Origin of the sequence: Paraburkholderia sp. J94 (assembly GCF_905220285.1) — a bacterium.
Lineage (GTDB): Bacteria > Pseudomonadota > Gammaproteobacteria > Burkholderiales > Burkholderiaceae > Paraburkholderia > Paraburkholderia tropica_A.
The window spans coordinates 442,598-462,441 of the sequence record NZ_CAJMZH010000004.1 but is presented as its reverse complement, the minus strand read 5'-3'; the positions used below and the strand labels follow the sequence as shown (position 1 = coordinate 462,441).

Annotated in this window: 14 protein-coding genes; 4 read left to right on the top strand and 10 right to left on the bottom strand. The window is 66.5% G+C overall.

Features of this window, described 5'->3' with window-relative positions; all coding sequences use genetic code 11:
* Positions 1 to 3 precede the first annotated feature (3 nt).
* On the top strand, positions 4 to 1,080 hold the full coding sequence (gene mnmH, locus U4Y88_RS10730; protein ID WP_321783809.1) for a tRNA 2-selenouridine(34) synthase MnmH: 1,077 nt from the start codon (positions 4 to 6) through the stop codon (positions 1,078 to 1,080).
* Positions 1,081 to 1,355: 275 nt separating this feature from the next.
* Here the strand turns inward: mnmH and U4Y88_RS10725 are convergent, their stop codons facing one another.
* The 3 genes from U4Y88_RS10725 to msbA all read right to left on the bottom strand — a co-directional run bounded on the left by U4Y88_RS10725 (position 1,356) and on the right by msbA (position 4,927).
* The gene (locus tag U4Y88_RS10725) at positions 1,356 to 1,661 is read right to left on the bottom strand and encodes a DUF4148 domain-containing protein (RefSeq protein ID WP_224016904.1); all 306 of its coding nucleotides are present in this window, start codon (positions 1,659 to 1,661) and stop codon (positions 1,356 to 1,358) included.
* 205 nt (positions 1,662 to 1,866) lie between these two features.
* Positions 1,867 to 2,928, bottom strand: a complete 1,062-nt coding sequence (locus U4Y88_RS10720; RefSeq protein ID WP_224016901.1) for a glycosyltransferase family 4 protein — start codon at positions 2,926 to 2,928, stop codon at positions 1,867 to 1,869.
* A gap of 205 nt (positions 2,929 to 3,133) precedes the next feature.
* Complete coding sequence (gene msbA, locus U4Y88_RS10715; RefSeq protein ID WP_224016899.1) at positions 3,134 to 4,927, bottom strand: lipid A export permease/ATP-binding protein MsbA; 1,794 nt, start codon at positions 4,925 to 4,927, stop codon at positions 3,134 to 3,136.
* A 289-nt stretch (positions 4,928 to 5,216) separates the two neighbouring features.
* On the opposite strand from msbA, the gene U4Y88_RS10710 reads away from it, so the two are divergent.
* Positions 5,217 to 6,050: a glycosyltransferase family 2 protein gene (locus U4Y88_RS10710; RefSeq protein ID WP_321783807.1), complete on the top strand. Its 834-nt coding sequence runs from the start codon at positions 5,217 to 5,219 to the stop codon at positions 6,048 to 6,050.
* A gap of 91 nt (positions 6,051 to 6,141) precedes the next feature.
* Here U4Y88_RS10710 and dnaE read toward each other — a convergent pair whose 3' ends face one another.
* Positions 6,142 to 9,717 (bottom strand): DNA polymerase III subunit alpha, encoded by a 3,576-nt coding sequence (dnaE, locus tag U4Y88_RS10705; RefSeq protein ID WP_321783903.1) that lies wholly within the window; start codon positions 9,715 to 9,717, stop codon positions 6,142 to 6,144.
* Positions 9,718 to 10,080: 363 nt separating this feature from the next.
* Here dnaE and U4Y88_RS10700 point away from each other — a divergent pair, with 363 nt between their 5' ends.
* Positions 10,081 to 10,947 carry a sulfurtransferase gene (locus U4Y88_RS10700; protein WP_321783805.1) on the top strand — a complete coding sequence of 289 codons (867 nt, stop codon included), beginning with the start codon at positions 10,081 to 10,083 and terminating at the stop codon, positions 10,945 to 10,947.
* 1 nt (position 10,948) lies between these two features.
* Positions 10,949 to 11,908, top strand: a complete 960-nt coding sequence (gluQRS, locus tag U4Y88_RS10695) for a tRNA glutamyl-Q(34) synthetase GluQRS (RefSeq protein WP_321783803.1) — start codon at positions 10,949 to 10,951, stop codon at positions 11,906 to 11,908.
* 101 nt (positions 11,909 to 12,009) lie between these two features.
* Here gluQRS and U4Y88_RS10690 read toward each other — a convergent pair whose 3' ends face one another.
* The 6 genes from U4Y88_RS10690 to purT all read right to left on the bottom strand — a co-directional run bounded on the left by U4Y88_RS10690 (position 12,010) and on the right by purT (position 19,654).
* Positions 12,010 to 13,527 (bottom strand): DEAD/DEAH box helicase, encoded by a 1,518-nt coding sequence (locus tag U4Y88_RS10690; RefSeq protein ID WP_321783801.1) that lies wholly within the window; start codon positions 13,525 to 13,527, stop codon positions 12,010 to 12,012.
* 585 nt (positions 13,528 to 14,112) lie between these two features.
* A complete protein-coding gene (locus U4Y88_RS10685) occupies positions 14,113 to 15,555 on the bottom strand; it encodes an aldehyde dehydrogenase family protein (protein ID WP_224016889.1) in 1,443 nt (480 codons plus the stop codon).
* A 163-nt stretch (positions 15,556 to 15,718) separates the two neighbouring features.
* Positions 15,719 to 17,365, bottom strand: coding sequence for an acetolactate synthase large subunit (locus tag U4Y88_RS10680; RefSeq protein ID WP_224016887.1), 1,647 nt, complete (start codon positions 17,363 to 17,365; stop codon positions 15,719 to 15,721).
* Positions 17,366 to 17,582: 217 nt separating this feature from the next.
* On the bottom strand, positions 17,583 to 18,005 hold the full coding sequence (locus U4Y88_RS10675; RefSeq protein WP_321783799.1) for an MliC family protein: 423 nt from the start codon (positions 18,003 to 18,005) through the stop codon (positions 17,583 to 17,585).
* A 65-nt stretch (positions 18,006 to 18,070) separates the two neighbouring features.
* Positions 18,071 to 18,259 carry a DUF6726 family protein gene (locus tag U4Y88_RS10670; protein ID WP_310634521.1) on the bottom strand — a complete coding sequence of 63 codons (189 nt, stop codon included), beginning with the start codon at positions 18,257 to 18,259 and terminating at the stop codon, positions 18,071 to 18,073.
* Between the two features lie 183 nt (positions 18,260 to 18,442).
* Entirely contained in the window at positions 18,443 to 19,654 is a 1,212-nt protein-coding gene (gene purT / locus U4Y88_RS10665; RefSeq protein ID WP_321783798.1) for a formate-dependent phosphoribosylglycinamide formyltransferase, read from the bottom strand.
* Positions 19,655 to 19,844 lie beyond the last annotated feature (190 nt).

The window sequence follows — 19,844 nt, the reverse complement described above, 5'->3', positions numbered from 1 at the left end:
CAGTTGAATCACCAGCGCGTCACCCTTTCCCAGCTCGGCGAATTCGAAGAGGTCGTCGACGTCCGCACGCCGCTCGAATTTGCCGAGGACCACATGCCGGGCGCGATCAACGCGCCCGTGCTCAGCAACGAGGAGCGCGTGATCGTCGGCACGCTGTACAAGCAGTCGCCGTTCGACGCCACGCGTCTGGGTGCCGCGCTCGCCGCGCGCAACATCGCGCATCATCTCGACACGACCTTCGCCGACCGTCCGCGCAACTGGCGCCCGCTCATCTACTGCTGGCGCGGCGGCAAGCGCTCCGGCTCGATGACGGCCATGTTCAACATGATCGGCTGGCGCGCGCGGCAACTCGAAGGCGGCTACAAGTCCTACCGCCACAGCGTGCTCGAAGCGCTCGACGCCCTGCCCGCCCAGTTCCGCTATCTCGTGCTCACGGGGCCGACCGGCAGCGGCAAGACGCGTCTGCTCCAGGCGCTCGGCCGGGCCGGCGCGCAGATTCTCGATCTGGAAGCGCTCGCGGCGCATCGCGGTTCGCTGCTCGGCGCGTTGCCCTCGCGCGCACAGCCTTCGCAGAAGTGGTTCGACACCACGCTCGCGCAGACGCTGCGCGGCTTCGACGTCACGCAGCCCGTGTTCGTGGAAGCAGAGAGCCGGCGCATCGGCGCGATCACGCTGCCCATTTCGCTCGTCGACACCATGCATGGCGCGCCGTGCGTCGTGGTGGACGTGGCGCACGAGGAACGCGTGGCGCTGCTGCTCGAGGAATACGGGCATCTGCTCGACGAGCGCGAGTACTTCCGGGAACAGTTGGTCAGGCTCACGCCGCTGCATGGGCGCGAGCGCATCGAATCGTGGTGCAAGCTGCTCGACGACGATAGCCGCCTGGCGTTGTCCGAGGCGCTCGTGACCGAACATTACGATCCGGCCTACGCGCGCAGCACGCGCAAGCATTTTCCGACGCTGGCGAAGTCGCCGCGCTTTGCCTTTCATCCGATGTCGGGGAATCCGCTCGACGAGGCGCATTCGTTGCTCGCGCAACTGCGCGGCGCAGATCTCATCGGCGAGATGCCGGGGCGCTAGCGCCGGCGGCGCCAGCCTCGCGGGCCGCCGCAGATTCACGAAGCTCACGAAACGCTCGCAAACCGGCCGGCCGCTCCCGGGGAAAAAGCGCCCGGGCACCCATCCGTGCCCGGGCTAAACCATCGGCAGGGCCGATAGTGGAGGTTTCTTGCGATGCGTCCGGCGCCGTCACAGGGCGTGGACGCCGGGCCCGCATCGCCGCGTCAGCTCATGCTGTGCCGCCCTCCAGCGGCATCACGCGTATTCCTTGCTTCTCTGTCTTGCGGGGCTGGCGCTTAGCGCGAGTACATCGCGTTCCAGTCTTGCTGCGACACGGTCGCGGCACGCACACCCGATTGCGACGCGTTCGCCACACCGCCGTAGGCGCTCTGGCCGTTCAGCGCGGCAACCTTGGCTTCGGCGGCCTGGATGGCTTGCGGATAGTGAGCCTGATCGCCATCGCCGACGTGGTAGCCGACCTGCTGAAGCTGGACGAGTTCGGCGCGCACCTGGGCGCGGGTGACGGGCGCTTGCTGCGCGAACGAAGCGACGGGAACGACGAGAGCGGCGGCAACAGCAACGGCTTGAATCAGGGACTTCATGATACGACCTCCAGTTTGGACTAGACGGCCGACGTGCGACGGTATGTGCATGCGACCGATGTGCACATCCTAGTCCTCTAGAAGACCAGGGTTAACCCCGGTACTTTCAGAAGACCCTTCCAGAATCAGGAAAAGTCGCGAGAAGCCCCGCCTGGCGGGCGTTTGGACGACGCGACACGCGGTCGCGACACCCAAACGGGCGCAACTATCGGGCGGAAACGATGTCCGCCGCGAGGGCGAGAAGCGCGTCCACGTGCGCGGGCACGCTGGCGTCGTAGAGGATGGCGTCGCTCGGGGCCGCATCGAGGCGCGGCGCGCGCGCGGCGACGGCCGACTCGATGATGCGGCGAAGACCGGCGGCGTCGCCGGGCGCGAAAAGCTGTTTGGCGGAATCGGCGATGGCGTCGGCGCAGCCGATGTTGGTCGAAAAGATCACCGGCGTGCCGCACATCACCGATTCGATGCCGACGAGGCCGAACGGCTCGTAGGTCGAAGCGAGGATCGAATAGTCGGCGGCGCGATAGGCGTTTTCGAGATCCTTCACGTAACCGATATAGCGCACACGCTCGCTGGCGCGCTCGGGCGGCCGCCCCGCCACCGCCACCACGACCGGCAGATCGAGCGCCTCGACCACCGACTGGATCAGCGGCAGGCCCTTGCGCTCGTGGCTGCTCGACGGGAACAGCAGCACCGTTTCGTGCTCGGCGAAACCGTACTGCTTGCGCAGCGCGGCGCGCGCGGCGGCGTCCACGGGCGAAAAACGCGTGCCGTCGACGGGCGGACAGAGCACGCGGATCTTGCTGTCATCGATGCCGTAGAGCTCGCGCAGTTCGTCGCGCATCAGCTCGGAGTGCGCCACGATCACGCGCGATTGCGCGTATTGGCGGCTCTCCAGCTCGATCTGACGTCGATCGGAGCGGCGCATCGGCCGGCCGGTCGCGCGCAGGAAGCCGCGATGCGTGCCGCCGCAAATGGCGATCTCCGACGAATCGACCCGATTGCAGCCGATCAGCACGTCCACGGCCGCGCGGCGGCGCAGCGCGGCGAGCCGCCACGAAAACCACACGTCGCGCAGCTTGCCCGGCAGGAAGGCGACGTTGATGCGATAGCGCTCGACGAGCGCGCATTCGGGCACCGACAGATCGAACTTGCGCGCGAAGAACGCGGGCCGCATGTCGCGCGCGGCGAGACCGCGCACGAGATCCATCGCATAGCGTTCGAGACCGCCACTGTGCTTGAGCGCGTTGCTGGAAATTCCGACCTTCATGACCCGTCCGACGTGATTTTCAATGCAATCTGGTGCCGGCGATTATATAGCGCCAGCTTCGCGCCCTACCGGTGCGCGGAGGTTCGCCCCGTTGCGCGCCCTACGCGACGCGCGATGACGCAGAGCCATCCGAATACGACGAAGGCACGCAAACTTCGCGTGCCTTCGGGTGCTTCAACCTTCCTCGATGCAGCTTGAGGTGTTGTTACGCGGCGTGCTGCTGGAACTGGATCTTGTGCAGATGCGCGTACAGGCCGCGCTGCTCCAGCAGTTGCTGATGCGAGCCGCGCTCGACGATGCGGCCCGCTTCCATCACGAGGATGCGGTCCGCGCGCTCGATGGTCGACAGACGGTGCGCGATCACGAGCGTCGTGCGGCCCTTCATCAGCGTTTCGAGCGCTGCCTGCACGTGGCGTTCCGACTCCGAATCGAGCGCCGAGGTGGCTTCGTCGAGAATCAAGATCGGTGCGTCCTTGTAGATCGCGCGTGCGATGGCGAGGCGCTGGCGCTGACCGCCCGAGAGCTTCATGCCGTTGTCGCCCACGAGCGTGGCGATGCCTTCGGGCAGCGCGGCGATCGTGTCCCACAGATTGGCGGCGCGCAGCGCGTGCTCGACGCGCGCGGGATCGGCCTTCTGGCCATACGCGACGTTGTTGGCGACCGTGTCGTTGAACAGCGTGACGTCCTGGCTCACCATCGCGATCTGGCTGCGCAGCGCGTGGATGTCGTACTCCGGCAGCGGCACGCCGTCGACCAGAATCTGACCGCCGCTCGGATCGAAAAAGCGCGGCAGCAGATTCACGAGCGTGGTCTTGCCGCTGCCCGACGGACCCGCCAGCGCGATCATCTCGCCCGGCGCCGCGCTGAAGTGCACGTGTTCGAGAATCGCACGCCCTTCCGGCCCATAGGCGAACGACACGTCGCGGAACTCGATCTCACCGCGCGCGCGTTCGAGCGGCTTGCCGCCGCCTTCCGGCTCGGCCGGTTCGTCGATCAGGCCGAAGATCAGTTCGGCGGCCGTCATGCCGCGCTGCAGCGGCTGGTTCACGTCGATCAGATGCTTGAGCGGCGAAATCACGAGCAGCATCGACGTGACGAACGCGACGAAGCCGCCGACCGTGGTCTGGTCGTGCGAGGCCTGCACCACGGCGATGGTCACCACGACGGCCAGCGCGATCGACGCGAGGAACTGCGTAAGCGGCTGCGCGAGTCCGCCCGACACCGTCATGCGCATCTGATAGCCGCGCAGGCGGCGGCTCATCTCGCCGAAACGGTTCATTTCGTACTGCTCGCCGTTGTGCACCTTGACGACCTTGTAGCCGCCCACGGTCTCTTCGACGATGTAGGACAGTTCGTTGGTCAGCAGCTGGTGCTCGCGGTTCAGGCGGCGCAGGCGGCGGTTGATCTTGCTGACCAGCCAGCCGATGGCGGGCAGCAGCACGGCCACGATCAGCGTCAGACGCCAGTTGAGGATGAACAGATAGCCGAGCAGGAAGAACACCGTGAGCGAATCGCGCACGGACGTCACGAGCACGCCCATCAGCACGCTCAGGATCTGGTTGACCTCGAACACGATCGCGTTGATGACCGTGCTGGCCGTCTCGCGCTGGAAGAAGCCGACGCTCGCGTGGATCATGCGCTCGAACATCTTGAGGCGCAGTTCCAGCAGGATGCGGTTCGACACGTACTGGAGCAGATAGCCCGACGCGTATTGCGCGAGGCCGCGCACCAGCGCAAGCCCGATGATGGCGACCGGCACGATCCACATCGCGCTCGGGCTGCCCTTGGTGCCGAAGCCGTGGTCGAGCAGCGGCTTGAGCAGCGCGGGAATGCCGGCCTCGGTCGCGGCCACCAGCGCCAGCGTGAGGATGGCGGCGATCGAGACCCAGAAGAGCGGCTTAAGATAGGGCCACAACCGGCGGCCAACCGATGCCGGATTCGAAGCCGCACCGTTACCGATCGGCTTGCTGAGGGTGGATTGTTTTGGCTTCTCGCTCAAGGAATCCTCTGGAAAGGCGGATGCTGAAAATATGGTCTCGTCTCGCGCCGCGCGTGGGCTTCGGCCCGGGTGCGGCAACAAGGTATCGCATTGTATACGCTAGGCGCCGCGGCTCGACGCGCGCGGCGGACCGGTGTGGCGTGGCGACCGCAGGCCGCGCACGGGCCATGCCGGCCGCGTGCCCCCTGGCCGCCCGCAGGACATGGACTAGAATACGCACCTCTGCGCGCCGGGCCGCCACCGGACGGTGCGCCGCATTCGATATCTCTCCAGAACAGGCGTCATCTTCATGTCCGAAGGACTTTCCCCGAATCGCGCGAGTCACCCGAGCCAGGCCGGCAGCAGCACGCCGCGCGCCACGCTCTCCGTGATCGTGGTCGCGATGAACGAGGCGCACGACATTCGCGACTGCCTCGAATCCGTGCGCGGACTCGCCCTGGAAACCATCGTGTTCGATTCCGGCAGCACGGACGGCACGCCCGACATTTGCCGCGCGCTGGGCGCACGCGTGTTCGAAACCGACTGGCCCGGCGACGGCCCGCAGAAAAACCGCGCGCTCGCCGAAGCCCGTGGCGACTGGGTGATCTGCCTCGACGCCGACGAACGCCTGAGCCCCGAGCTGCGCGCCGAAATCGAGACGCTGCTCGCTCAAGGGAGCCCGCACACGGCCTTCAGCACGCCGCGCCGTTCGAGCTTCTGCGGCCGTTTCATGAAGCACTCTGGCTGGTGGCCCGATCGCATCGTGCGCCTGTTCCGCCGCGGCAGCGCGCGCTTCACCGACGTGCGCACGCACACGCATCTGGAAATCGACGGCACGACCGGGCGTTTCAACGGCCCGTTCATCCATATTTCGATGCCCGACCTGCACGAAGCGCTCGACAAGACCAACGTCTATTCGACGGCGGGCGCGCTGACGATGGCCGAAAACGGCAAGCGCTCGTCGCTCGCGAAGGCGCTGGGCAAGGGCTTCTGGGCGTTCTTCCGCACGTGGGTGATCCGCGCGGGCTTTCTGGATGGCGCCGAAGGGCTGATGCTCGCCATCAACAACGCGGAAACGACGTACTACCGTTACGCGAAACTCGCGCTGCTCACGCGCGACGGCAAGGTCGCGAAGAAGCGCTGAAACGCGCTACAACACGCCAATCGCACGACACGCCAATCGCGCGCGCGGCGCGGCGGTGACGAAACACCGCGCACCTCATCCGGCTGAGTCTTCAGTAGACGATTTCGACCGAGCTGTCCGCGAACTCGCCGCGCAAGGCGACGAGCAGGTCGTCGGTGGGCTTCACGCGCCAGGCGTCGCCCAGACGCACTTCCCCTTCCGCACGCTCGTTGCGATAGACGATCTGCACCGCGAGCCCGTTCGGGATCACAGCCTGCGCACGGTCGCGATCGCGACCGCCGCCATATCCACCGCCATCGCGCCCGCCACGGCCGCGCGCCTGCTCGACCGGCGCGGGCAGCGAGTCGTCGGGCTTCGCGCGATGCGCTTCGAGCACCGCACGCAGCGCGCCCGCATTGGCGTTGCCGTTCATCTGCACCTTCACGGCCTGGGCGTAGCGGCTGCGCGCGCGCTCCAGATCCATCACGGTATCGACGGTGAAGCGGATGCCGCCCGTGAACGCGTCGTTGCGCGCGCCGCCCTGCACGACCAGCAGTTCGTCTTCCTTGAACAGCGCCTTGTGGGCCTCGAACTGCTCGTTGAACACCGTCACTTCGCACTGGCCGGTGCCGTCGTCGAGCAGCGCGATCAGCATCTTGCCGCGCTGGGTCATCTGCGTGCGCAGCGAGGCGATCACGCCCGCCACCAGCTTGTCGCGGCCTTCCTTCAGTTCGCCGATCTTCTGGCGCACGAAGCGGCGCACTTCGTCCTTGTAGGCGTCGAACAGGTGGCCCGACAGATAGAAGCCGAGCGCGCCCTTCTCTTCCTGGAGCTTGCGCTTCTCGCCCCACGCCGGTTCGTCGACGAGTTCGTGCGCGGCCAGCGGCGCGTCGCCCATGTCGAACAGGCCCGCCTGCATGGCGTTGGCGCTCGCCTGCTCGGCGGCTTCCATCGCCATCGGCACCGACGCGAGCAGCTGCGCGCGGTTCGCGTGAATGGTGTCGAACGCGCCCGCGCGGATCATGGCTTCGATCGTGCGGCGATTCACCAGACGGCGGTCGATACGCTCGCAGAAGTCGAACAGGTCCTTGAAGAGACCGCCCTCTTTACGCGCGCGCAGGATTTCTTCGATGGCGTTCTGGCCGCTGCCCTTGATCGCGCCCAGACCGTAACGGATCGTGCGCGAGCGCTTGCCTTCGGCCACATGGGCGTCCGCGACCGGCTCGAAGCGATACGCCGAGGCGTTCACGTCGGGCGGCAGCACGACCATCTTGTTCGTGAGGCAGTCCTCGAAGAGGATCTTCACCTTGTCGGTGTCGTCCATGGCGAGCGACATATTGGCCGCCATGAATTCCGCCGGATGGTGCGCCTTCAGCCATGCCGTGTGATACGCGAGCAGCGCGTAGGCGGCCGCGTGCGACTTGTTGAAGCCGTAGCCCGCGAACTTTTCCATCAAGTCGAAGGTTTCGTCGGCTTTCTCGCGCGTGAGGCCGTTCTTCGCCGCACCTTCCGCGAAGATCTCGCGGTGCTTGGCCATTTCCTCGGGCTTCTTCTTACCCATCGCGCGGCGCAGCAAGTCGGCGCCGCCGAGCGAGTAGCCGCCGATGATCTGCGCCATCTGCATCACCTGTTCCTGATAGACCATGATGCCGTAGGTCTCTTTCAGAACCGGTTCGACGCGCGGATCGGGATACTCCACCACTTCGCGGCCGTGCTTACGCGCGCAGAAGCTCGGAATCAGGTCCATCGGGCCCGGACGGTACAAGGCTACGAGCGCGATGATGTCCTCGAAGCGGTCGGGCTGCGCGTCCTTCAGCATGCCCTGCATGCCGCGGCTTTCCAGCTGGAACACGGCGACCGTATTCGCTTTCTTGAGGATCTGGAACGACGGCGCGTCGTCGAGTGGCACCTGGGCGAGCGACCAGTCTTTCTTCGACGGATCGAGCATGCGGATGTAGCGCTCGGCCCAGTCGAGAATCGTGAGCGTGGTCAGGCCCAGAAAGTCGAACTTCACGAGGCCGACGGCTTCCACGTCGTCCTTGTCGTACTGGCTCACGACGCCGCTTTCGTCGCCCTGCGTGTAGAGCGGGCAGAAGTCGGTGAGCTTGCCCGGCGCGATCAGCACGCCGCCCGCGTGCATGCCGACGTTACGCGTGAGGCCTTCCACGAGCTGCGCGAGGTCGAGCAGCTGATGGACTTCGTCTTCGTTGTCGTAGCGTTCCTGAAGCTGCGGTTCTTCCTTCATCGCGTCGGCGATGGTGACGTGCTTGCCCGGCTTGAACGGAATGAGCTTGGCCACGCCGTCGGTGAACATATAGCCGAGATCGAGCACGCGGCCGATGTCGCGCACCGCCGCCTTCGCCGCCATCGTGCCGAACGTGGCGATCTGCGACACCGCGTCCGCGCCGTACTTGTCCTTCACGTACTGAATGACGCGGTCGCGCCCGTGCTGGCAGAAGTCGATGTCGAAGTCGGGCATCGAGACGCGTTCGGGGTTCAGGAAACGCTCGAACAGCAGGTTGTAGCGCAGCGGGTCCAGATCGGTAATGCCGAGCGCGTAAGCGACCAGCGAGCCCGCGCCCGAACCCCGGCCAGGGCCCACCGGCACGCCGTTGTTCTTCGCCCAGTTGATGAAGTCCGCGACGATCAGGAAGTAGCCCGGAAAGCCCATCTTGATGATGGTCCCGCACTCGAAATCGAGCCGCTCGTAGTAGTGCGCGCGCTCTTTCTCGCGTTCGGCTTCGTCGGGATACAGCTGCACGAGGCGCGTTTCCAGACCTTCCTTCGAAAGCTGCACGAGGTAGTCGTCGAGCGACAGGCCGTCGGGCGTGGGGAACAGCGGCAGCTTGGGCTTGCCGAGTTCGAGCGTCAGATTGCAGCGTTTCGCGATCTCGATGGTGTTCGCAACAGCCGAGGGAATGTCCGCGAACAGCGCGGCCATTTCGTCCTGGGTGCGAAAACGCTGATCGGTCGTGAAGCGTTTCTGGCGGCGCGGATTCGCGAGGATGTCGCCTTCCGAGATGCACACGCGCGCTTCGTGCGCGGTGTATTCCTCGTCGGTCATGAACTGCATGGGGTGCGTGGCGACCACCGGCAGTTGCAGTTCGGCGGCGATGCCCACCGCCTGCTCGACGTATTGCTCGCCGCCCGGCTGGCCGCAGCGCTGCAGTTCGATGTAATACGCGTTCGGGAACAGCTTCGCCCAGCGCTGCGCATGGCGCTTCGCGCTTTCGGCGTTGCCCGCCGCGAGCGCGAGGCCCACGTCGCCCTGCTGCGCACCCGAAATGGCCAGCAGCCCTTCGCCCAGGCCCGCTTCGAGCCACGCGACGTCGACTTCCGCGCGGCCGCGATACTGATTCGTGAGCCACGCCTTGGACAGCAGCTCGCAAAGATTCAGGTAACCGCGCTTGTCCTTCACGAGCAGCAGCAGGCGCGATGGTTTGTCGCGGTCGTCGGGATTCATGATCCAGACGTCGCAGCCCGCAATGGGTTTGACCCCTTTGCCGCGGGCTTCCTGATAGAAACGGACGAGGCCGAACGCGTTGCTGAGGTCGGTGAGCGCGAGCGCGCCCTGGCCGTCCTTGGCCGCCGCCTTGACGAGGTCGTCGAGGCGCACGATGCCGTCGGCAATCGAGAATTCGGAGTGGACGCGAAGATGGACGAAGCGGGGATCTGACATGGACGTGATTGTACCTCTACGGTCACGCGATTTTTGCCGCGCCGGGCGGCTTCGGGACCACGTTGGCCATTCGGATAAGGCTGTGCGCGGGCATTGCGCCGGCTTTGCGCAAGATCACGCCGAAGCGGCAACGGCCCCGGTGCGTGCGTGCATCGGACGGGCGGCGCATCGCGCGATTGAGGGATAATAGCGGATTGCGCCCGCCGCGCCCGACGCCTCGCGAGACCCGGCTTTTTCACCCGATCTCGCCCCGATTCCCCCGTTCTGCGCCCTCGTCTTTCAAGGACGACATCGCCCGAATCGCAGGAATCGCCCCAATCCGCGTCGAGCCAACCCGCCGGGCCCGTCCGATCCTGCTTTTACAGTTTGGCCATGCGCATTCTCAATCTCTCTACGTATCAGTTCGCGACCCTCGACAAGACCGAGCAATGGCGCCCGTTCATCCTTGAACGCTGCAAGGCGCTCGACCTGCGCGGCACGATCCTGCTCGCGCCCGAAGGCATCAATCTGTTCGTCGCCGGCGACGAGCCGAACGTGCGCGCCTTCATGAATTACATCAACAACGATCCGCTGTTCGAAGGCAAGTTCGCGACGCTGCCGTTCAAGGAGAGTTTCTCGGAAACGCGCCCCTTCAACCGCATGCTCGTGCGTCTGAAGCGCGAGATCATCACGATGAAGAAGCCGGCCATCCGTCCCGAGGAAGGCCGCGCGCCATCGGTCGCGCCGGTCGTGCTCAAGCAATGGCTCGACCGCGGCTTTGACGACGAAGGCCGTCCGGTCATCATGCTCGACACGCGCAATGCGTTTGAAATCGACGTCGGCACCTTCGACAACGCGCTCGATTACCGCATCGACAAGTTCAGCGAATTCCCCGAAGTCATCGCGGCGAACCGCGCCGACCTCGAAGGCAAGACCGTCGTATCGTTCTGCACGGGCGGCATCCGCTGCGAAAAGGCCGCGATCCACATGAAGGAAGTGGGTATCGACCACGTTTATCAGCTCGAAGGCGGCATCCTGAAGTACTTCGAGGAAGTGGGCGGCGCGCACTACACCGGCGACTGCTTCGTGTTCGACCAGCGCACCGCGCTCAACCCGCAGCTCGAACCCACCGACACCGTGCAGTGCTTCGCCTGCCGCGCCGTGGTCACGCCCGACGAACAGGCCTCGCCGCTCTACGAAGCGGGCAAGAGCTGCCCGGCCTGCCATCCGCAGCGCGCGGCCAGCGTGCAAGCTGCGTAACGTGCGCGAGCGCGTGAGCGCGGCGCCGCAAGGCTATCGCGGGCGCTTCGCGCCCTCGCCCACCGGTCCGCTGCATCTGGGCTCGCTCGTCTCGGCGCTCGCGAGCTGGCTCGACGCGCGCGCACACGGCGGCGCGTGGCTCGTGCGTGTCGAAGACATCGACGGGCCGCGCACGGTGCCGGGCGCAGCCGAAGACATCCTGGCGACGCTCGAACGCTTCGGTTTTCACGCCGACGAGCCGCCCGAGTGGCAAAGCCGCCGCATTGCGCTCTATCGCACGGCGCTCGATGCGCTGATCGACGCCGGCCACGTCTATCCGTGCGGCTGCACGCGCAAGGAAATCGCCGATTCGCAACTGCACGCGCATCGGCGCAATACCACGCTGATCTATCCCGGCACCTGCCGCGACGGCCTGCACGGCAAGCCCGCGCGCGCGTGGCGGCTGCGCGTGCCCGATCTTCCCGCCGACGAAGGCGATAACGCGGGCGCGAATCCCTCGCTGATCCGCTTCGACGACCGCTGGCAAGGCCCGCAGCACCAGGATCTCGCGACCGAAGTCGGCGACTTCGTGCTGCTGCGCGCCGACGGCCAGTGGGCGTATCAGCTTGCGGTCGTCGTCGACGATGCCGATCAGCACATCACGCACATCGTGCGCGGCGCGGATCTGCTCGACTCCACGGCGCGCCAGATCTGGCTCCAGCGCTGCCTCGGCGTGCCGACGCCCGCGTATCTGCACGTGCCGGTCGTCACCAACGCGGACGGCGACAAGCTCTCGAAGCAGACCGGCGCGCTGGCGCTCGACGCCGCGCGTCCGATCGAGGCGCTGGTGGGCGCCGCGCGCCATCTCGGGCTCGATCTGCACGACGCCGCGCCGACGACGCTCGAAGCGTTTCAGGCCGATGCCATCGACGCCTGGAAGCGGCGGCTCGCGCGACTACCGGAACATTCGCTGGCGAAATAAAACGCCCGCACAAACAAAAACGGCATGTCGCTCAACACGACATGCCGTTTTTCATGCGCCGATCAAACGTCGATTAAACGTCGATCAAGCGCCAGGAAAGCTTACGAAGACGACGACGAAGTCGGCTTGTTGCGCCAGCCCGCGCCCAGGCCGCCGAGCAGCGCGGCGAGCGGCTGCTTCGACTGCTTCTGCGACGCGTTGGACGGCGCGGGCTTGTCGTCGGCCTTGCTGCGTGCGGCCGCCGACGGCTCGTAGGGCTTCAGGAAGAAGTCATCGACGGGCTGCGACGAACGGTGATGATGCGGACGCTCGTGCGCGCCCGGACGGCGGTGACCGACGCGCTCGCCACGGCTTTCGCGGCCTTCACGCGCTTCGCGGCTTTCACGGCCCTCGCGACCTTCATGGCCGTCGCGCTCGCGGCGGCGGCTGCCGCCTTCGTGGTGCGCAACCGGCGTATCGACCGTCAGATGCTCGACGGTCAGCGGACGCTTGATCAGCTTTTCGATATCGGCGAGCTGCTTCTTTTCGTTCGGCGAGCACAGCGACAGCGCGTCGCCGGTCGCGCCCGCGCGGCCCGTACGGCCGATGCGGTGCACGTAGTCTTCGGCGCTGAACGGCAGGTCGAAGTTGATGACGGCGGGCAGTTCGGCGATGTCGAGACCGCGCGCGGCCACGTCGGTGGCGACCAGCGCCTCGATTTCGCCGCGCTTGAAGGCGTCGAGCGCCTGCATGCGTTCGCTCTGCGTGCGGTCGCCGTGAATCGCGGCGGCCACGATGCCCTGCTTCTCGATCTGGCGCGCAAGACGGCTCGCGCCGATCTTGCTGTTGCAGAACACGATCACCTGCTTGAGGCCGCGACTGCGGATCAGCTGCACGACCGCGCCGGTCTTGTCGCCTTCGGCGACTTCATAGACGATCTGCGTGACGTTGGCGTTCGTCGAGTTGCTGCGCGCGACTTCGATGGTCTGCGGCGTGCGCAGATAGGTCGCGGCGAGCTTCTTGATTTCCGGCGAGAACGTGGCCGAGAACAGCAGCGTCTGACGCTCCTTCGGCAGCAGGTTCAGGATGCGCTGGAGGTCGGGCAGGAAGCCCATGTCGAGCATGCGGTCGGCTTCGTCGAGCACGAGCATCTGCACCTGGCCGAGGTTCGTGGTCTTCTGCTGGACGTGGTCGAGCAGACGGCCCGGCGTCGCGATCAGGATTTCCACGCCGCGGCGCAGTTCGTCCGATTGCGGATTCATGTCGACGCCGCCGAACACCACCGCGCTGCGCAGCGGCGTGTGCTGCGCGTAGGTGCGCACGTTGTTGGCGACCTGGTCGGCCAGCTCGCGCGTGGGCGTGAGGATCAGCGCGCGCACCGGATGGCGCGCGGGCGATGCGCTCGTGCTCGCGAGCGGCAGCAGACGCTGGAGGATCGGCAGCGAGAAGCTCGCGGTCTTGCCGGTACCGGTTTGCGCGGCGCCCATCACGTCGCGGCCCGTGAGGACCACGGGGATGGCCTGCGCCTGGATCGGCGTGGGCGTCGTGTAGCCCTGCTCCTGGATCGCCTTGAGGATCTCGGGCGCGAGGCCGAACTGATCGAAGGTCTCAGTGCTGGGCGTGACGGCTGTGTCGGACATGGTGGCTTTCGCTATAAAGGCGCTATGCGCGCGAGGCGCGGCGCGCCTCAAATAATCACTGCTGATGTTGCGTGGGTCTTGCTGGGTACGCCTGACGGCGCCTGGCGCCGGGTCTGGCTGCGGAGCATGCTAGCGCGTGGGCCGTCCGGCGGACGGCTCGCAGCGCTGGGGCGGCGGCGTGCGGGGCGATGGCGGGGTGCGCTGGCGCTCTGCCGCGCTCGACCCGTTCCATTCGCTCGATCCCGCTCGAACGCTTGCTCGTACCCTCTTTCCGGCTGCGCGCTCGGGCGCGGCCGTTTCAGTCGATGCCGGCGGTTCATGCCGGCGTGCCGGGCGCGCAGACCTGCGCCGCCTCGGGTTCCCGCCGCGCTGCCCCTGCGAATCCTGCAGGCGCAATCCGGCGAAAGGCCGGTATTGTAGCACCTTGGCATAAATCCCTATGGCCGCAGGGGCGGCCTTCTGCCAACGGCGCTTACCTTGGCCTACGGGCGCCACGGCTTTGACCACTGCATTGTCCGCGGCGCGCCAGGCGCGCCGCATCCGGCCCTTTACATCAATCCTTTGCATCCATCCTTTACGCAGACCTCAGGCCTTCCACGTCTCGCGCATCACCATCAGCCGCAATTCGGTCATATCCTCGATCGCGTAGCGTACGCCCTCGCGCCCGAGCCCCGAATCCTTCACGCCGCCATACGGCATGTTATCGACGCGAAATGACGGAATATCGTTGATCACCACGCCGCCCACGTCGAGTTCGTCCCACGCGCGATGTGCGTTCGCCAGCGAGTCGGTGAACACGCCCGCCTGCAACCCAAAGTCGCTGTCGTTGACGATGTCGAGCGCCTGGCCGAAATCCTTGAAGCGTTCGAGGATCGCCACCGGCCCGAAGGCCTCCTTGCGATACAGATCGGTGCCACGGCCCACGTCTTCGAGCAGCGTGGCCTCGAACATCGCGCCGTCGACCTGGCCGCCCGCGAGAATCTTCGCGCCCGCCAGCACCGCCTGCTCCATCCAGCCTGCGAGGCGCTTCGCCTCCGACTCCGAGATCATCGGCCCGACGAAGGTCTTTTCGTCCTTCGGATCGCCCATTTTGAGCGTCTTGACCTTGGCGATCAGCTTCTCGCGCAGCGCGTCGTAGAGCGAGGCGTGCACGAGAATGCGCTGCACGCCGATACAGCTCTGCCCCGACTGGTAATACGCGCCGAACGCCAGCCGGTCCACCACGTAATCGAGCTTCGCGCCCTGATCGGCGTCGACCACGGCCGCCGCGTTGCCGCCCAGTTCCAGCACCACCTTTTTCTTGCCCGCCTTCTTCTTCAGATCCCAGCCCACGCCCGGCGAGCCCGTGAACGAGAGCAGCTTGAAGCGCTCGTCGGTCGTGAACAGATCGGCGCCGTCGCGATGCGCGGGCAGGATCGAAAACGCGCCCTTCGGCAGATCGGTTTCCGCGAGCACCTCGCCGATGATCAGCGCGCCCACCGGCGTGCGGCTCGCGGGCTTGAGCACGAACGGCACGCCCGCCGCCAGCGCGGGCGCGACCTTGTGCGCGGCCAGATTGAGCGGAAAGTTGAACGGCGAGATGAACGAGCACGGCCCGATCGGCACGCGTTTGACGTAGCCGTGATAGCCCTTCGCGCGCGGCGCAATCTCCAGATTCACGATCTCGCCGTCGATGCGCACGCTCTCCTCGGCGGCCACGCGGAAGGTGTCGATCAGGCGCGTGACCTCGCCGCGCGCATCGTTGATCGGCTTGCCGGCCTCGATGCAGAGCGCCATCGCCAGCTCGTCGAAGCGCTCGCGAAAACGCGCCACGCAATGATCGATCACGGCCTGGCGCTTGAACGGCGGGAACGCGCGCATGGCGGGCATGGCGGCTTCGGCGGCGGCGATCGCCTGATCGATCGCCTTCGCATCGGCGAGCGCGACGCGCGTGGCGACTTCGCCGCTGTATTTGTCGGTGACGTCGAGATCGGTGTTGGCGGCGACGGCCTGGTTCGCCAGATAGTACGGATAGGTCGGCTTGAGCATGGCGTGTTCTCCGGGGAAGCGCGGTCCATTGGGTCACGACTGGTCGCATCGGATCAGCCGCGCCTGCACTGCGCCTGAAGTCAGGCAATGCGGGACGGCGCGCAATGCGCACGCCCGCGCGAATGGCTCAGCGAATTGCTTAGCGAATGGCTTAGCGAATTGCTCAGAGCTGCGCGCTCAGACGCTTGATCTCGCGGTTGAGCACGCGCTCGTTATCCGAGTAGTCGATCGGCACGTCGATCACGTGCACGCCCGGCTGCGCGAAACATTGCTCCATCAGCGGCTTGAGCTGGTCGGCTTCCGTCACGCGATGACCGTGCGCACCGTAGCTGCGCGCGTAATCGACGAAATCGGGGTTCTGCAGCGTCATGCCGTAGTCGGGGAAATTCATGTTTTCCTGCTTCCAGCGGATCATGCCGAAGGCGTCGTCGCGCAAGAGCAGCACGACGAGATCGAGCTTCATGCGCACCGCCGTTTCCAGCTCCTGCGAATTCATCATGAAGCCGCCGTCGCCGCAGACGGCCACGACCTTGCGCTCGGGATGGACGATGCGCGTCGCGATCGCCGAGGGCAGCCCCGCGCCCATCGACGCGAGCGCGTTGTCGAGCAGCACCGAATTCGGCTCGCGGGCGCGGTAGTAGCGCGCGAACCAGATCTTGTACATGCCGTTGTCGAGACACAGGATGCCGTCCTCGGGCATCGCGCCGTAGACGTCGTGCACGAGCCGCACCGGATACATCGGAAAGCGCGCGTCGTGCTGGCCCTTGGCGAGATGCGCGTCGAAGTGGCGCTTGATCTCCGCGAAGCGCGCGAAATCCCACGCGTGCTCGCGCGGCTTGAGACTTTCCTTGAGCTGCCAGACCGCATTGGCGATGTCGCCGACCACCTCGATCTGCGGGAAATAGACCGGATCGACTTCCGCGCCCAGGAAGTTCACGTGGATCACGGTCTTTTCCTCGGCGCTGCGCATGAAGAACGGCGGCTTTTCGATCACGTCGTGGCCGACGTTGATGATGCAGTCGGCATGCTCGATCGCGCGATGCACGAAGTCGCCGTCCGACAGCGTGGCGTTGCCGAGCCAGAGCGGATGCGATTCGTCGATCACGCCCTTGCCCATCTGCGTGGTGAAGAACGGGATGCCGGTCTGGTCGACGAATTCGCGCAGCACGTTGCGCGTGGTCTTGCGGTTGCCGCCCGCGCCGATCATCAGCAGCGGATGGCGCGCCGAGCAGATCGCCGCCACCGCGTGCGCGACCGCTTTTTCCTCGGCGACCGGGCGGCGGCTGAAGCTCTTGGGAATCGGCTTGCCGTCGCCTTCCTCGTCGGCGACGTCCTCGGGCAGTTCGAGATGCACCGCGCCCGGACGCTCCTGCTCGGCCTGGCGGAACGCCTCGCGCACGAGCGCAGGAATATTGCCGATGGAAACGATCTGGCGCGCGTACTTGGTGAGCGGTTCCATCATGCGAACCACGTCGACGATCTGGAAGTGGCCCTGCTTGCTCGACTTGATCGGCTTCTGGCCGGTGACCATCAGCATCGGCATGCCGCCGAGCTGCGCGTAGGCGGCGGCGGTCACGAAGTTGGTCGCGCCGGGGCCGAGCGTCGCGAGACAGACGCCCGTGCGCCCCGTCAGCCGTCCGTAGGTCGCGGCCATGAAACCGGCGGCCTGTTCGTGGCGCGTGACGATCAGGCGGATTTTCGAGCGCCGCAGCGATTCGAGCAGATCGAGATTTTCCTCGCCCGGGATGCCGAACACGTATTCGACGCCCTCCGCCTCCAACGCTTTCACGAACAGATCGGATGCTTTCATCGCCACCTCGCTACGCTTGCGGTTTGCCTGAAACTGGCTCGATATCAGCGCGATATCGGCTCGATATCGGCTCGAATTTCGCGTGCGGCGCGCGCGCAGGCGCTCGCCCGGTTTTACGCCCGACAGGGTACTACCGGGGGCGAGAATGCGTCGGCTAGACGGGCAAAGGCGCGGGCAGAAGCCCGGACAAAGGCGTGATGGATGCGGCGCGCCCGCCTCAGCGCATGATGGTCGCGCAGCCGCTCAGCAGCGGCTTGGGACTCGCCTCGGACATGGCGTCGTAGAGATCGGCGCCCGGACCTTTGGTCCACCAGGTATAGCGGTCGGCGACGTACTTCACCCCCGAGGCCGCGATCACGCCGACGAACAGCAGCCGGCGGCCCTCGACGGGCACGAGCGCGAAGCTCTGGCCGTTTGTGCCGTTGATGTAGGTCACTTTGAAGGTCGTGCCGTCCGCGCAGGTGTAGCTGAACGTGTGGCGCGCCTGAGTCTGGATTTCGCGCACTTCGAGCGGCGCGGCGCTCGCGTGCAGCGCGGCGCAGGCCAGACCGAGCGCGAGCGGCACGCGAAAAAGAGCGGGAGCGAAACAAGAAAACTTCGGGAACAACGTCGAACGAAGCGCTGCGCCAACGGCTGTCATTGCGGGTTCTCCGGCAGTTGCCGCGAAGCGCGCCGCGCGCGCCGGAAATCGGGCGCGAGGCGGCGTCACGGATCGATCACGGCCGCGCAGGCGTCGGTGGGCGCCGCCGCCAGATGGCCGACGACCGGCACGATCTTGAGTCCCGCCGACGCCACGCGGCACGGCGCGGCGACCGCGCCGCAACCCGAAAGCGCCAGACCGCAGACCGCGAAACTCACCAGCACGGCCGCACGGCGCGCCCGTTTGCCCAGCATCGACTTCATGTTCCGACCTCTACGCGGTTGCCCGACACGATAACCCGGGCCGCGTTGCGCCGCCCGCCGGATGCCCGCCTTACCCAGCGCAGGACCGGCGATTATGGGACGTCCCGCGCGTGGCGGGCTTACCCTCGATCAATGCTGACACGCCGAAGCGCTGGCCCAAGCCGAAGTCGCCGCTCAGCCCTTGACCGGACGCACCGCCGCTGCGGCGGCACGCGCGCGGGCACGCGCTTCTTCGAGATCCACGCCGGTCGCGAGCGCCACGCCCATGCGGCGCTTCGTGAAGCTTTCCGGCTTGCCGAACAGGCGCAGGTCCGCGCCCGGCACGGCCAGCGCGTCCGCGACGCCCTCGAACGCGATGCCGCGCTCGTCCATGCCGCCATAGATCACCGCCGACGCCGACGGACCGCGCGCCGTCGTATCGACGGGCAGGCCGAGAATCGCGCGCGCGTGGAGTTCGAATTCGGAGAAGCGCTGCGACGCGAGCGTCACGAGGCCCGTGTCATGCGGACGCGGGCTCACTTCCGAGAACCACACCTCGTCGCCGCGCACGAACAGCTCGACGCCGAACAGGCCGCGCCCGCCCAGCGCCTCGGTCACCTTGTGCGAAATCTCGCGCGAGCGTTCGAGCGCCTTCGGGCTCATCGGCTGCGGCTGCCACGATTCCACGTAGTCGCCGTCGACCTGCCTGTGGCCGATCGGATCGCAGAAGTACGTCTGCACCTCGCCGCTGGCCGGATCGGTGGCGCGCACGGTCAGTTGCGTGATCTCGTATTCGAAGTCGATGAAGCCCTCGACGATCACACGGCCATGGTTCACGCGGCCGCCCGCGAGTGCGTATTGCCAGGCGGCCTCGACATCGGCGTCGCTGCGCAGCACCGACTGGCCCTTGCCCGACGACGACATCACCGGCTTCACCACGCACGGATAGCCGACCTTGGCGATGCCCGCCTTCAGTTCGTCGAGCGAGTCGGCGAACGCATACGGCGAGGTCGCGAGACCCAGTTCCTCGGCGGCGAGACGGCGGATGCCCTCGCGGTTCATGGTGAGCTGCGCGGCGCGCGCGGTCGGGATCACCTCGGCGACACGCTCGGCTTCGACGGCGGCGAGCGCATCGGTGGCGATGGCCTCGATTTCCGGCACGATCAGGTGCGGACGCTCGGCGTCGATCAGCGCGCGCAGCGCCTTGGGATCGGCCATGTCGATCACGTGCGCGCGGTGCGCGACCTGATGGCCGGGCGCGTTCTCGTAACGGTCGACGGCGATCACTTCCACGCCCAGGCGTTGCAGCGCGATGATCACTTCTTTGCCGAGCTCGCCAGCGCCGAGCAGCATGACGCGGGTGGCGGAAGCGGAAAGCGGCGTGCCGATGCGGGGGCCGGTCTGCATGATGTCTCCAGAGAATGACGGTGAGGCGGCCGGACGGACCCGGCGCGCGCCACGGGTGATGCACGAATGCGAGAGAGCGCCGATGTTAACACGCGCGCGCATGCCGTCTGATGCCGTCTGGATAGAACGCGGACAGATCGCCGCGTGGATCGCGAACACATCGCGAACACATCGCGGGCACGGCGCAGAT